This window comes from Nocardia sp. NPDC059240 (genome assembly GCF_042753865.1).
GTDB lineage: Bacteria > Actinomycetota > Actinomycetes > Mycobacteriales > Mycobacteriaceae > Nocardia.
In genome coordinates this window covers 540,710-554,340 of the sequence record NZ_JBHZAC010000002.1, presented here as the reverse complement: position 1 = coordinate 554,340, position 13,631 = coordinate 540,710, and the positions used below count along the sequence as shown (strand labels likewise).

The window sequence follows — 13,631 nt, the reverse complement described above, 5'->3', positions numbered from 1 at the left end:
TCTATGACGAGTGCGTCAGATACGCGCGGCGAGGGCCTTCTTGTCGATCTTGCCCACGGCCGTGACCGGCAGGAAGTCGGCCTGCCGCAGCACATCCGGCAGCTTGTAGGTGGCCAGGCCGCGCGCCGTCAGGAAGGTCTTGATCTCCGGCAGCGACGGTAGCTCGCCCGTGGTCACCAGAACGACGCCGACCTTCTCGCCCAGAGCGGGGTCGGCCAGGCCGACGGCGGCGGCGTGGCGGACGCCCGGATAGGCGAGCAGATGCTCCTCGAGTTCGTCGCAGGAGATGTTCTCACCGCCGCGATTGATGACGTCCTTGATGCGGCCCGACACGATCAGATGACCGCTGGGCAGGCGGCGGACCAGATCGCCGCTGCGGTAGAAGCCGTCGGGGGTGAAGGCGCGCGCATTGTGTTCGGGGGCACGGTAATAGCCGCGCAGCGTGTAAGGGCCGCGGGTGAGCAGCTCACCCTCCTCGCCGTCCGGGACGTTGTGGCCGTCCTCGTCGACCACCCGGACCTCGTCGGCGGGTGACAAGGGGCGGCCCTGGGTGGTGCAGACCAGATCGTCGGAGTCCGTGGCGCGGGTGTAGTTGAGCAGGCCCTCGGCCATGCCGAACACCTGCTGCAGCCGCACGCCCAACGCGGGCGTGACCTCGCGGGCGTTCACCTCCGCCAGCTTCGCGCCGCCGACCTGCAGCAGGCGCAGCGAGGACAGGTCCGCGTCCTCCCATTCGACTGCCGCGGACCACAGTTGGGCCAACGGCGGCACCACGGCGGTGACGGTGACTCGGTGGCGTTCGATGGCGGCGAAGGCGCTCTCCGGGCTGGGATCGGTCACGAAGGCCATCGCACCGCCGGTGGCCACGGTGCCCAGCACGCCGGGGCAGGCCAGCGGGAAGTTGTGGGCGACAGGGAGAGTCGCGAGATAGACGTCGTCCGGGCCGAGTTCGCAGACCTCGGCGCTGGCCTTCGCGTTGTAGGTGTAGTCGTCGTGGGTGCGGGCGATCAGCTTGGGCAGGCCGGTGGTGCCGCCGGAGACCAGCATGAGTGCGATATCGGTGGGATCGACCGGTGGCAGGGAATCGCCGTCGGCGGGAATCGAATTCAGGTCGGTGAACGGGCCTGGATCGCCCAGGATCAGCACGTGCCGCAGGGTGGGTACGCGTTCGCTCACCTCCGCGGCCAGGGTGCGGTAGTCGAAGTCGCCGAGGCGGTCGGCGGCCACGTACGCGACGGCGCCGGAAAGCCTTGCCAGATGCTCGATCTCGGCGCGCCGGTGGGCGGGGAGGGTGAGGACCGGAATGATCCCGGCCCGCAGCAGCCCGAACAACATCGGGATGAACTCGGCGACGTTCGGCAGCTGCACCACGACCCGGTCGCCCGGCCGGATGCCGAACGCGAGGAAGCCGTGGGCCATTCGGTCCGCCGCCCGATCGAGTTCGGCATAGGTGGTCGTGGTGTCACCGAGCAGTGCGGGCCGATCGGGCCATGCCCGGGCCGTGTCCCGCAGGAGTTCACCGAGCGGCCGGCCCGCCCAATAGCCCGCCGCCCGGTATTGCTCGGCGAGGTCGGCGGGGAACGGGACGAAGCCGTCGCGGTGGTCCGTGGCGGCGGTTGCATGCGATGTCACAGCTCTGACCTCTAGCTAGTAAGGGTGGCCTTGCAAAGGTTAGGCAACCCTATCTCAGTCGGCTACGCTGCTGTCCAAGCACATTCCTCGAACAAGGAGTACCAGCGGAAATGGAGTCACCCCAGAGGTCTTCGGCGAGCATCGCCCGGGACGAGATCCGCGCCGCCATCGCCGGTCACCTCACCCTCGACCCGTCCGCCATCGGCGACCACGACGACCTCATCCAGCTCGGCCTGGACTCCATCCGCACCATGAAACTGGCCGGCGCCTGGCGCAAACGCGGCCTGGCCGTCAACTTCGCCCAACTCGCCGCCGAACCCACCCTCGCCGCCTGGCACCGCCTCCTCGGCGGAGTGGACGAGCAGGCTCCGGCGACCGAGCCGACCGGCCACCGCGCGGACCGGGCTTACCTGGATGCCATGTCCGGGGCGAATCACGTGGCCACGCACGTTGATTCGGCACCCGCCGCCGCAATCGACAGCCTGGGCGCGGAGGCCGGTGGCGCGACTCGGGCCGGTGGCCACGACGACGGGAGCCCTTTCGCGCTGGCCCCGATGCAGCACGCGTACTGGGTGGGGCGGTCCGCGGGGCAGGAGCTGGGGGCGGTCGCGGCGCATCTGTATGTCGAATTCGACGGGGCCGGTGTGGATCCCGGGCGCCTGGGAGCTGCGGTCGAGGCGCTGGTGCGGCGGCATCCCATGCTGCGCACCCGGTTCCTGCCCGACGGCACCCAGCAGACGCTGGAGCGGCCGGGCCGCGAGGTGTGGAGCGTCACCGATCTGCGGGCGGCCGACCCGGAGTCCGTGGAGCGGACGCTGGAAGCATTGCGGGACAAGCGCATCCACCAGCTCATGGCGGTCGAGGACGGGCAGGTCATCGACATCGCGCTGACCCTGCTCCCGGACGGCCGCTCCCGGCTGCACCTGGATGTGGACATGCTCGCGGCCGACGCCATGAGCTACCGCATCTTGGTGGCGGATCTGGCCCGGCTCTACCACGGCGACCAACTGCCACCCCAGACCTACACCTTCCGGCAGTACCTCGCCGAACACGCCGGTCCCGCACCAGAACACGCGGCTGACCGCGAATGGTGGCAGGCGCGTCTTCCCGAGCTGCCCGGCGCACCCGAACTTCCGCGCTCGCACCAGGCGGCCCGTGCGCCGGCGAATCCGGCCCGGATGGTGGCACCGGACGCGAACGCGGTGCCTGGCGCGGGAGTGGTGCCGGGCGCGACCGGTGGGCGGACCGAGGTCGACGGCTCGGGCGCGGTTCGAGGCCCGGCGTCACCGGCCGCCGCATCCGTGGATGAACCAGGGTCGGCGAGTGATTGTGCGGCGCGGACCATCCGCCTGCATCGCTGGCTCACTCCGGAGGCCAAGGCGCGCATGTTCGCTGCCGCTCACGAGCGCGGGATCACGCCGGCCATGGCGCTGGCGTCGGTGTTCGCGGAGACGATCGGGGGGTGGTCGGCGCAGCGGCGGTTCCTGCTGAATCTGCCGTTGTTCCATCGGGAACCGGTGCATCCGCAGGTGGATGGGGTGGTCGGGGACTTCACCTCCTCGGTGCTGCTCGAGGTGGATGTCAGTGAGCCCGCCACGGTCACCGAGCGGGCCCGCGCACTGCAGCGGGAATTGCACGCCGCTGGAGCGCATTCCGGCTACAGCGGTCTCGAGGTGCTGCGCGATCTCGGCCGCCTGCGGGCGGAACCGGTGTTGGCGCCCATCGTCTACACCAGCGCCATCAACCTCGGCGAACTGTTCGCCGACCAGGTCACCGCGACATTCGGCGACCCGGTCTGGATCATTTCCCAAGGGCCGCAGGTGCTCCTGGACGCCCAGGTCACCGAGGTGCGCGGCGGCATCCTGCTGAACTGGGACGTCCGCTCCGACGCCTTCCCTGCCGACCTGGTCGAAACCATGTTCACCCGCTACATCGACGCCGTCCTGCGCCTGGCGGGTCTCGACGAGCTCGCCGTGGCTGACGTAGCGGCGAGCCCCACACCCGCACAGCATTTCGGTGGCGCGGGGTGGGATGCGGAAGCGGCGGTGCGGATTCCGGTGGAGCAGGCGGTCGTTCGTGCCCGGGTGAACGCCACCGACGGCGAGGTCACCGGGCGTGCCCTGCACAGTGGGCTGTTCGATTTCGCCGCCGCGAATTCCGGTGCGCCCGCCATCATCTGGGAGACGGGCGCGGTCGAACCCGTCGGAGGTGCTGCCTTCGAGACACGAGTATTCACCTACGGTGAGCTGGCCTCGGAGGCGCTGGCCGTGGCCGGTGCACTGCGGGCGGCCGGGGTGCGGCCGGGCGATGCGGTCGCGGTGCAGTTGCCGAAGGGGCCGGATCAGATCGTGGCTACCGCGGGCGTGCTGGCGGCGGGTGCCGTGTATGTGCCGATCGGGTTCGATCAGCCCGCTGCGCGGCGCGCGGAGATTCTGCGCACCGGCACGGTTGTAGCGGCCGTCACCGGCGGTGCTGAGGTTCCCGAGGTGCGGACCGTCGTGCTGAGCGATGCTCGGGTGTATCCGGAACCGTTGGCGGAGGCGGTGATTCCCGATCCGGAGGCCGTTGCCTACGTGCTGTTCACGTCGGGTTCCACCGGGAAGCCCAAGGGGGTCGAGGTGCCGCATCGGGCGGCCATAAACACCATCGACGATCTGAACGAGCGGTTCGGGATCGGCGCCACGGATCGGGCACTCGCCTTGTCGGCGTTGGAGTTCGATCTGTCGGTGTACGACATCTTCGGCATGTTGAGTGCCGGGGGCGCGGTCGTCGCGCTGGATGAGGGACAGCGCGGCGAACCGGGCCGCTGGGTGGAGATGATTCGGCGGCACCGGGTTTCGGTGTTGAACTGTGTGCCGAGCCTGCTGGATATGGTGTTGGAGGCCGCCGCCGGAACACCGCTGGACAGTCTGCGAATGGTCATTCTCGGTGGCGACTGGGTGGATGTGGCGCTGCCGGGGCGGCTCGCGGCGGTCACGCCGGAATGCCGGTTCGCCGGATTGGGTGGGGCCACCGAGACGGCCATCCACTCCACGATCTGCGAAGTCGTGAATGCCGAAGTGCCGCAGGAATGGTCGGCGGTTCCGTACGGGACGCCGCTGCGCAATGTGCGCTGCCGGGTGGTCGGGCCGTCGGGGCAGGACTGCCCGGACTGGGTGACCGGTGAGCTGTGGATCGGCGGGGCGGGGGTGGCCGCCGGGTATCGCGGCGACGCCGAGCGCAGCGCGGACCGGTTCGTCACCCACGAGGGCCTGCGCTGGTACCGCACCGGGGATCTCGCGCGCTACCTGCCGGACGGCTGCCTGGAATTCCTGGGCCGCGCCGATCATCAGGTCAAGATCCGCGGCTACCGGGTGGAACTCGGGGAGGTGGAGAGCGTGCTGCGCGGCCTGCCGGGCGTGCGGCACGCCATCGCGTCGGTGATCGGCACGACGGCGCCGAAACTCTCGGCCGTGGTGGTCGCCGAGGAGGGTGTCGAGCTCGAGGTGGCCGCGCTCACCGACGCCGCAGCGAATCTGTTGCCCGCCTACATGATTCCGAGCCGGGTAGAGCTACTGGCCGAACTGCCCTTCACCGGCAATGGCAAACCGGACCGGAAGGCCATCGCGACCCTGCTGGCCGCGGGCGAGCGAGGCGGCGAATTCCGGTCTCCCCGAACCGATGTCGAGCGCGCCGTGGCCGACATCGTGGCCACCGTCCTGGGCCGGGACCGGGTCGGCCTGAGCGACGACTTCTTCGCCCTGGGCGGCGATTCCGTGCTCGCGACCGCCGTCGTCGCCCGGGTGCGGGACTGGCTCGACGCTCCGGACACGGTGGTGGCGGACTTCTTCGCCGCCCGCACGGTCGAGGGCCTGAGCTCGCGGCTGCTGGACCGTGAGCGGCGCGCAGGCACTCCCGAACGCCTCGACGAGGTGGCTCGTCTCTACCTCGAGGTGGCCGCCATGTCCGACGACGAGATCCTCGCCCTGTCCTGAAAAGCACGATCCCCGCGCCCTTTTCGCCGGGCGCGGGGATCGCGAGCGTTGCTCAGTGGTCGGCGGGCAGGACGCAACCGCCGTCCAGAATGCCGAGATCGTGCAGCAGCTGGTAGCAGGCCGGGTCGTCGGGCAGCACCCAGTGGAAGCCCTCCAGGAAGAACGTCGCCACCAGGTTGATGGCGATCACCAGCCCGAGGAAGCCGATCGCCAGCATGCCGATGCCGCGATGCGGCCCGGTGGTCGGAATGGTCTCCGAGGCTGTTTCGTGCGAGAACGCCAGCACTACACCGATTGTCGTGATCGCGGCGATGAACAGGACGAACGCCCACACGTACAGGTGCAGGCCGAGTACCGCGCCGCCATAGCCCTTGTCGCCGGGCAGGATATGCAGCATGGTCTGCCGCCACGCGGTGAACCCGCCGCCGAAGCAGGCCACGATGGCCAGACCCCAGCCCATCATGTAGTCGCGTCGCACCATGGTTCCGGTCATGGCCTTGCGCACGATGTACGCGCCGCCGAGCGCGGCCAGCATCATGAAATAGCGCTGCAGCATGCACAGCGGACACGGGTAGTCCCAGGTGCCGAATTGGACGCCGAGGCCGCCGCAGACGACGCCGGTCCAGCCGACGATGAAGATCACCGCCAGCCAGTACTGGACCTGGCCGAGGACCCCGCCGCCGCGGGAGGTTCCGGTGGTCTCGGAATCGGTGGCGGTCACCATGTCAGCCCCAATCCGAGGCCGCTGGTGATGTGATACTTCAGCAGCCCGGCGCACAGCAGGGCCACGATCCACCAGGCCGCCAGCACGCGCTGTCGGGATCCCGGTTTCCAGATCAAGTACAGAACGCCGAGCAAACCCGCGAGTATCAGCGTGTCCATAGCGCCGGACGCTACCGGCTGTGCAGGTCAAAGGGGTTTAAGGCGAAGCGGACACGCCGCGCCCGGCCACCGGACCGAGTGCGGGCAAACAGCGAGACGGTGGCCGGTTCCCGCCGACACCGGACGGGCGTGCCCCCGCGCCCCTAGACTCGACCCCGTGAGCGGCTGGGACATCTCCGACATCCCCGATCAAGCGGGCCGGACGATCATCGTCACCGGCGCCAACAGCGGGCTGGGCGCGGTCACCGCGCGAGCGCTCGCGGGCGCCGGCGCGAAGGTGATCATGGCCTGCCGCAATGAGGTCAAGGCGCGCTCGGTGGCCGACGAGATCGGGCCGAACGCTCAGGTCCGTCGGCTGGATCTGGCCGATCTCGCCTCGGTGCGCGAGTTCGCCGACGGCATCGACGGCGCGGATGTGCTGATCAACAATGCGGGCGTGATGGCGGTGCCGCTCAAGCGCACCGCGGACGGCTTCGAAACCCAGTTCGGCACAAACCATCTCGGCCATTTCGCGCTGACCGGGTTGCTGCTGGACAAGATTCGCGACCGGGTGGTCACGCTGTCGAGCGGCATGCACGCCATCGGCCGCATCGATCTCGAGGACCCGAACTGGGAGCGGCGCTCGTATCAGCGCTGGGCCGCCTACGGGCAGTCCAAGCTGGCCAATCTCATGTTCGCGCGGGAACTGCAGCGCCGCTTGTCCGCCGCCGGATCGGCGAAGGTGTCGGTGGCCGCGCATCCCGGTTACGCCGCCACCGACCTGCAGGGGCACACCGAGTCGCTGTACGACACGCTCATGTCGATCGGCAATCGGATCTTCGCGCAGAGCGCCGAAATGGGTGCGCTGCCAAGCCTGTTCGCGGCGACCGCGGAGGTCGAGCCGGGTGGTTTCTACGGGCCGACGGGATTGCGCGGCATGCGTGGCTATCCCGGGCCGAGTACCTCCACCGCCGCCTCCAAGGACGAGGTGACCGCGCGGCGGTTGTGGGAGCTCTCCGAACAGTTGACGAAGATCAGCTACCCCTTCGTGCGCAAATAGCCGGGAGCCGGGAGACATGAACATTCCGATCGACCGGCGCGACCAATACGACAAGATCGAGCAGGGTCTGCTGCCCGGTGAGCAGATCCTGGCGGTCTACGACGCCATCGGCGTGGGCACCGGATTCCTCGGGCTCACCGATCGGCGGGTCATCATTCAGGACAACTCGTTCGTCGGGAAGAAGATCGCCATCACGAGCATCCCGTACGGGCGGATCGCGAGCGTCAGCATCCTGACCAACAAGTCGTTCGCGGGACAGTTCTTCTCCTCCGGGCACATTGCGATCAGCACCGGGCATCACACCTACGAGGTGGAGTTCCGCGGCGACGAGAAGACGCGCCACGTGCACGACGTGATCCTGCACTACATCCTGCGCTGAGCTACTCATTTCCCGTGGCGCTGAGCTGGGGTATCTCAGCATCCGGGACGCGATTCCCAGTGATCGTGGCGCACGCCACAGGCGCGAATCGGGATCTCTGGTACTGTCCGAGCCATGCAGCGTGTGTATTTCTGGTTTAGCCAGCCGGCCCCGAGTGGGTCGCGCGGCGCTGACCTGCGCTGACATCCTCCACCCCGAGCCGGACGAAAACAGACCGGCTCCAAGGGAATTCGAAGCGAGATTCCGCGGGTCGGCCTGAGAACAGGAACCCCCGATGACCAGCATCGATCTCGACAAACACGCCGATCTCGACGATCAGCGCACGCTCAGCGTCAGCCCGCTGAGCTCGCCGCGTGAGATTCGTGCCGCCCATCCCATCGACGACACCCTCGCCGACATCGTGCGCGCCGGCCGCAAGGCCACCGTCGATGTCCTCAACGGCGACGACGACCGCCTCATGGTGATCGTCGGACCGTGCTCCGTGCACGATCCCGAGGCCGCCATCGACTACGCCCGCCGCCTCGCCGCCAAGGCCGCCGAACTCGACGACCGCCTGCACATCGTCATGCGCGTCTACTTCGAGAAGCCGCGCACCACGCTGGGCTGGAAGGGTCTGATCAACGACCCGCACCTGGACGGCAGCTTCGACATCAACACCGGCCTGGACCTGGGCCGTCGCCTGCTGGTCGACATCACCGCGCTCGGCCTGCCGGTGGCGTGCGAGTTCCTGGATCCGATCACCCCGCAGTACATCGCGGACCTGGTCGCCTACGGCGCGATCGGCGCGCGCACCGCGGCCAGCCAGGTGCACCGGCAGCTGTCCTCGGCGCTGTCCATGCCGGTCGGCATCAAGAACGGCACCGACGGTGACGTGCAGGTCGCCGTCGACGGCGTGCGCGCCGCGGCCGCCTCGCACGTGTTCCCCGGCACCGATCTGGACGGGCGTTCCGCGCTCATCCGCACCGCCGGCAACCCGGACTGCCACGTCATCCTGCGCGGCGGCTCCAACGGCACCAACTACGACGCCGCCTCCTGCGCGGAAGCCCTACTGCGCCTGGAGAAGTCGTCGCTGGCGCAGCGCCTGGTGGTGGACGCCTCGCACGGCAACTCCAACAAGGACCACAACAAGCAGGTGGATGTCGTCACCGATATCGCCGACCGCATCGCGGCGGGCGAGCACACGGTGGTCGGCCTGATGATGGAATCCTTCATCGTCGCGGGCCGCCAGGACCTCACCCTCGGGCACTCGGAGGAGCTGACCTACGGCCAGTCCATCACCGACGCCTGCATCGACTGGGACACCACCGCCACCCAGCTCGAGCGGCTCGCCGACGCCGTCACCGCGCGCCGCAACGGCCGCGGCTAGGCCCGGAAATCCCCTGACCCGCACCCACTCGTAGCGAGTTCGTCTCGCGCTGAACGAGTCCGGCGTGCACACTGAGTTCGGCCCACACCCAGTCCGGCGGGTGTGGGCCGAACTTTTTCCCGGCCGCGGCCGCGGCACCGGTTTGGCTCAGACGCCCGGGGGCCAGTTCGGGCCGGGCGTCGAGGGATCCGCGCGCAGCCGTCCCGCCACCCAGATGTCGCGGCGGGTGCCGCGCTGCATGCCGCCGCCGCGGATCAGGCCCTCGAAGTGGAAGCCGCTGCGGCGGGCCACCGCGGCCGAGGCGTGATTGCCCGTGAAGGCACGCCATTCCACCCGTTCGAAGGCCAGTGCGGCCGGATCCAGCGCGGCGGCGGTGACCAGTTGGGCGGCGCGGGTCATCAGGCCGCGACCGCGGGCGGTGGGGGAGAGCCAGAAGCCGATCTCGGCCTGATTGTCGTCGCGGCGCGGATAGAGCGGACTCAGGCCGATCATGCCGACGACCGGGCCGCCGTCACCGGGACGCAGCGCCCAGGTGGGACTGCGGGTGGCCCAGCCCGGACCGACGATGTCGTAGATGAATTTCTCCGCGTCGGCCCGGTGATAGGGGACCGGCATGGTGGTCCACGCGCCGATGGAAGGTTCCTGGCACAGGGTGGTGATGGCGTCGATATCGGAGACGGCCGGCGGCGACAGCCAGACCGCGCCGTCGGAAAGGAATTCCGCGTCCATGCGGTCATGCTGTCACGGAAACGGGCGGGGGCGCACGGTCTTTCCCGCCGGCATTCGGGCCCCGATCGCACCGCCCGGTCGCAAGGGTGTCACCGGGCGGTCGTAGGATCGGGGGCGATGGTTGCCGCTCTTCTTGCCGACTTGTTCGAAACGCATCGGTCGCATCTGCTCTCGGTGGCCTACCGGCTCACCGGCAGCGTCAGCGACGCCGAGGATGCCGTGCAGGAGAGCTGGCTACGCCTGTCGGTGGCCCGCCAATCCGAGATCGAGGATCTGCGGGCCTGGCTCACCACGGTGGTCAGCCACATCTGCCTGGATCGGCTGCGCAGCGCCGCGGTCCGGCGGGAAAAGTATGTGGGGCAATGGCTCCCGGAGCCCATCGTCACCGCGCTCACGCCGTCGAGCACCCCGGATCCGCTCACGGCGGTGGTGCGCAAACAGGAATTCCGTTTCGCCGCAATGGTGGTGCTGGATACCCTCACCCCGCCGCAGCGTGTGGCCTTCGTCCTGCACGACGGCTTCGCGGTGCCGTTCGGCGAAATCGCCGATATCCTCGGCATTTCCGCCGACGCGGCACGGCAGTTGGCGACCCGGGCCCGCAAGGCCGTGGCGGCAGCGCCCGCACCGGTCACCGATGACGAGCACAGTGCCGCCGTGCAACGCCTGCTGTCCGCGCTGGCCGCCGGCAACGTGGATGCCATTGTGGCGGCACTACATCCGGATATCCGCACCGTAGGCGACGGTGGAGGCGTGGTGTCCACCGCCATCAATGTGGTTGCGGGCGTGGACAAGAACGCGCGCCTCTGGATGGGCCTGCGGCGCAGGTTCCGACTCTTCGACCCCGACTACGTCGGACCGGCCCGCGTACTCGAACCGGTCCTCGTCAACGGCCAATGGGGCATCCTCGCCCACGAATTCGCCTCCCACGAGGGCCAACCGGGCAGCCCGCCGCGCGTCTACGGCTTCACCGTCCGCGACGGCCGGGTCTGGGGCGTCTACGACGTCGTCAACCCGGCCAAGTTGAAGGGCATTCGAGTACCGCACTGAGTGATCCTTCGAGTACCGCACTGAGTGATCCGGGGGTATGGGGGGCGGAGCCCCCATAAACGCCCCTGGGGTTTCAGGGGCGAAGCCCCTGAGAGTCCCGAGAGTTGGTTTTACTTCTTGGGGTCGCCGAGGCAGAAGGTGGTCTTCGGTTCCGGGACGGTGCGGAAGGCGATCGTGGTGGCGGTGTCGCAGGCGAATTCGTCGGCCTGGCCGTCGATGCGCTTGAGCACCTTGAACGAGGCCTCGGGGGCCGTGCACGCCACGAACTTGTAGCCGGTGGTCTGGCTCTCGTTGTAGCAGGAGCCTTCCTTGAAGTTCGGGCTCAGGCACAGGAAAGCGACGGTCTTGTTGCCGCCGTCCTTCTCCTCGTAGGAGGTCTGCTGGTCCTGGCAGGTGGCGGTGGCGTCGAAGACCGCGGCCACCTTGTACACGGCCTTTTCGCTGGAGCAGTCGATCGGCGTCGTCTTGGAGTCGGACTGCGACCCCTCGATGACGTTGATGCAGTCACCCACCTTGGACTTGGCGGTATCGGACTTGCTGGAATCCTTCAGCATCGAACAGCCGGATACGGCCAGCACGGCCACGGCCACCGCCACGAGGGCGAGTACGAGGCGCACGAGAGTCCTCGTTCCTGCGAACTTCACTAGCGAAAACCTTTCTCACCGAACAGTTCACGGCTGTGAACGCGGTGAGAATACCTCGTCAGTGCAGCATGGACAGTCCGTGCATCGCCAGCAGCGACATGTTGATGAGGAGTACGGGCAGGGCGCCGAGGAACGTCAGGCTGAGTGTGTTCACTGTCTTGCCTCTCGATCGGAACTATTTTGGGCGCACGTCCAAAACTGTGCACTCGCTGTGTGTCGTTTCCCGTCGATGGCTCGTTACACAAAGCACGTCAACGGGTTTCGCGGATCAGCCCGCCGAGCCGGAGCCGGAACCCGAGCCCGATCCGGAGCTCGAACCGGACCCGGAACCGCTGTCCGCCGAGCCTGTCCCGATCGGGCCACTCGGCACGGTTGCGCCTTTCGATCCCGGCCGATTGACGTAGACGGTGACCGGCGTCGAGGCGTCCGCCTGCACCGTCACCACCCGCGCGCCCGGCGCGGAGGTGACCCGGCCCCCGTCGACCCGCACCGCATACCCGTCCGGGTAGTGCAGATCGGACACGTAGATCTCGGTGACCCCGGCATGCGGGGTGTAGCGGTAGGCGAAATCGCCGGTGTCCGGATCGAAGATCATCCGGCCGGGCGTGCCCGCGGTCGCCCGCGGATAGGTGCGCACCAACTGCTTGCCGATATCGCCGAGGAACGGATCCGGTTTCGGACCGCTCGGCCCGAAACTCGAGGCGTAATGCCAGTACTGCCAGCTCACGAAGCGGTTGTCGGCATTGACGAGGGTATTGCGCAGCACGCTCGCGTCCCCGTCACCGAATTCGGTGACCAGCGTAGGCAGGTGGGTGCGGGCGGTGAAGGCGTCGATATTGCCCCAGGTCTTGTCCTGCTGCGCCGGGCACAGGCCGCGCAGGAAGCCGGGCAGGCCCGAATAGATGGTCAGCTGGCTGGGAATGCAGTAGTCGTGCGGCGCGAACGCGATATCGGGCGCGCTGATCGGCGGATTCTTGCCCAGGTTGGTGGGCATGGTCTCGTTCCAGGTGACATTGGGTTCCCACAGCACCATCAGGTCGCCGTTGCGGCCCCGCACCGCGTCGGTCAGCTTCTGCATGGCCGCTTGATATTTGACATCGAAGCCGGGGCACCCGTTCGGATAGCAGGACAGGAAGGCCGATCCCGGCCACGGCTCGTTGAGCAACTCGATGCCGAGCGCGCCCGGGTGGCCGCTCACCCGCGCCGCGAGCGCGCCCAGCGCGTCGCCCAGGTAGTCGAGCACTCCGTAGGTGTTGTTCCAGACCTCGTCCCAGCCCTGATTCATGCTGGGCATCAGGTAGAACAGCGGGAAGCCCACATTGGGTTCACCGGCTCCGGGCCGGGCGTGAATGGCCCATTCCGGAAAGCCGTTGCCGCCCCACACCTTCGACAGGCCGTCCTGATGGTTGTCGAGCAGGGTGTGAATCCCGTACTGCGCCAGGGTGTCCACGACTCCGGCGATCCGGTCGAGGTAGGCGGTGTCGATGACGCCCTGGGCCGGCATCAGGCCGTCGAACGAGACGCCGAGGCGGACCGTGTTGAATCCGTGCCGTGCGAGCAGGGCCGCGTCGTCGGCGGTGAGGGTGAAACCGTCGCCGGGTTCGATGTAGGGCGGTTCCTTGTCGACATTGTTGACCCCGTGCAGCACCACGGTGCGGCCGCTGTCGTCCACGAACCGGGCCCCGTCGGTGTGGATCCGCTCGATGCCGCTGTCGGCCGTGGCGATCCCGGGCGTGGGCAGTGCCACGGTGAGCACCGCCGCGAGCGCCGCGCCCGCGAATCCTCCGCCGCGTTTCCATCGATTCCGGGCTGTGTTCCTGCGCATTGCCATCCCTGTTCAGTGCAATCAGATCAAGTGTCCAAATGGACGTCTGTCCAAGTTTGGGTGATCGTAGCCACAGAAACTCGGGTCTTGACCGTTTTCGTGGAATCCAATGCC

General features: G+C 68.4%; 11 protein-coding genes. 5 read left to right on the top strand and 6 right to left on the bottom strand.

Translation table 11 applies throughout. The features are described from left to right. Window positions 1-15 precede the first annotated feature (15 nt). Entirely contained in the window at window positions 16-1,632 is a 1,617-nt protein-coding gene (locus ACFXHA_RS08145; RefSeq protein ID WP_379354250.1) for a (2,3-dihydroxybenzoyl)adenylate synthase, read from the bottom strand. A 110-nt stretch (window positions 1,633-1,742) separates the two neighbouring features. Here ACFXHA_RS08145 and ACFXHA_RS08140 point away from each other — a divergent pair, with 110 nt between their 5' ends. Beyond that, complete coding sequence (locus ACFXHA_RS08140; protein ID WP_379354248.1) at window positions 1,743-5,606, top strand: amino acid adenylation domain-containing protein; 3,864 nt, start codon at window positions 1,743-1,745, stop codon at window positions 5,604-5,606. 52 nt (window positions 5,607-5,658) lie between these two features. Here ACFXHA_RS08140 and ACFXHA_RS08135 read toward each other — a convergent pair whose 3' ends face one another. Continuing rightward, window positions 5,659-6,330, bottom strand: coding sequence for a disulfide bond formation protein B (locus ACFXHA_RS08135; protein ID WP_379354246.1), 672 nt, complete (start codon window positions 6,328-6,330; stop codon window positions 5,659-5,661). Beyond that, window positions 6,324-6,488 carry a DUF5993 family protein gene (locus ACFXHA_RS08130; RefSeq protein ID WP_379354244.1) on the bottom strand — a complete coding sequence of 55 codons (165 nt, stop codon included), beginning with the start codon at window positions 6,486-6,488 and terminating at the stop codon, window positions 6,324-6,326. The genes ACFXHA_RS08135 and ACFXHA_RS08130 overlap by 7 nt, the downstream gene beginning before the upstream one ends. Window positions 6,489-6,645: 157 nt before the next feature. Here ACFXHA_RS08130 and ACFXHA_RS08125 point away from each other — a divergent pair, with 157 nt between their 5' ends. The 3 genes from ACFXHA_RS08125 (at window position 6,646) to ACFXHA_RS08115 (ending at window position 9,272) form a co-directional block, all read left to right on the top strand. Next, window positions 6,646-7,527: an oxidoreductase gene (locus ACFXHA_RS08125; RefSeq protein WP_379354242.1), complete on the top strand. Its 882-nt coding sequence runs from the start codon at window positions 6,646-6,648 to the stop codon at window positions 7,525-7,527. Between the two features lie 16 nt (window positions 7,528-7,543). Further along, window positions 7,544-7,906, top strand: a complete 363-nt coding sequence (locus ACFXHA_RS08120) for a PH domain-containing protein (RefSeq protein ID WP_379354240.1) — start codon at window positions 7,544-7,546, stop codon at window positions 7,904-7,906. Between the two features lie 274 nt (window positions 7,907-8,180). Next, entirely contained in the window at window positions 8,181-9,272 is a 1,092-nt protein-coding gene (locus tag ACFXHA_RS08115) for a 3-deoxy-7-phosphoheptulonate synthase (protein ID WP_379354239.1), read from the top strand. A gap of 147 nt (window positions 9,273-9,419) precedes the next feature. On the opposite strand, the gene ACFXHA_RS08110 is transcribed toward ACFXHA_RS08115, so the two are convergent. Then, on the bottom strand, window positions 9,420-10,001 hold the full coding sequence (locus ACFXHA_RS08110) for a GNAT family N-acetyltransferase (protein WP_379354237.1): 582 nt from the start codon (window positions 9,999-10,001) through the stop codon (window positions 9,420-9,422). Window positions 10,002-10,118: 117 nt separating this feature from the next. Here ACFXHA_RS08110 and sigJ point away from each other — a divergent pair, with 117 nt between their 5' ends. Further along, entirely contained in the window at window positions 10,119-11,048 is a 930-nt protein-coding gene (gene sigJ, locus ACFXHA_RS08105; RefSeq protein WP_379354235.1) for an RNA polymerase sigma factor SigJ, read from the top strand. Between the two features lie 110 nt (window positions 11,049-11,158). Here the strand turns inward: sigJ and ACFXHA_RS08100 are convergent, their stop codons facing one another. Then, on the bottom strand, window positions 11,159-11,665 hold the full coding sequence (locus tag ACFXHA_RS08100; RefSeq protein WP_379354233.1) for a hypothetical protein: 507 nt from the start codon (window positions 11,663-11,665) through the stop codon (window positions 11,159-11,161). Window positions 11,666-11,960: 295 nt separating this feature from the next. Then, a complete protein-coding gene (locus tag ACFXHA_RS08095; protein ID WP_379354231.1) occupies window positions 11,961-13,517 on the bottom strand; it encodes a cellulase family glycosylhydrolase in 1,557 nt (518 codons plus the stop codon). Between the last annotated feature and the right edge of the window lie 114 nt (window positions 13,518-13,631).

What these genes read in the sequence shown, in the direction of transcription:
- ACFXHA_RS08140 (WP_379354248.1), top strand. Translation starts at nt 1,743, where the DNA reads ATGGAGTCACCCCAGAGGTCTTCGGCGAGCATCGCCCGGGACGAGATC.
- ACFXHA_RS08135 (WP_379354246.1), bottom strand. Translation starts at nt 6,330, where the DNA reads ATGGTGACCGCCACCGATTCCGAGACCACCGGAACCTCCCGCGGCGGC.
- ACFXHA_RS08130 (WP_379354244.1), bottom strand. Translation starts at nt 6,488, where the DNA reads ATGGACACGCTGATACTCGCGGGTTTGCTCGGCGTTCTGTACTTGATC.
- ACFXHA_RS08120 (WP_379354240.1), top strand. Translation starts at nt 7,544, where the DNA reads ATGAACATTCCGATCGACCGGCGCGACCAATACGACAAGATCGAGCAG.
- ACFXHA_RS08115 (WP_379354239.1), top strand. Translation starts at nt 8,181, where the DNA reads ATGACCAGCATCGATCTCGACAAACACGCCGATCTCGACGATCAGCGC.
- ACFXHA_RS08110 (WP_379354237.1), bottom strand. Translation starts at nt 10,001, where the DNA reads ATGGACGCGGAATTCCTTTCCGACGGCGCGGTCTGGCTGTCGCCGCCG.
- sigJ (WP_379354235.1), top strand. Translation starts at nt 10,119, where the DNA reads ATGGTTGCCGCTCTTCTTGCCGACTTGTTCGAAACGCATCGGTCGCAT.
- ACFXHA_RS08095 (WP_379354231.1), bottom strand. Translation starts at nt 13,517, where the DNA reads ATGCGCAGGAACACAGCCCGGAATCGATGGAAACGCGGCGGAGGATTC.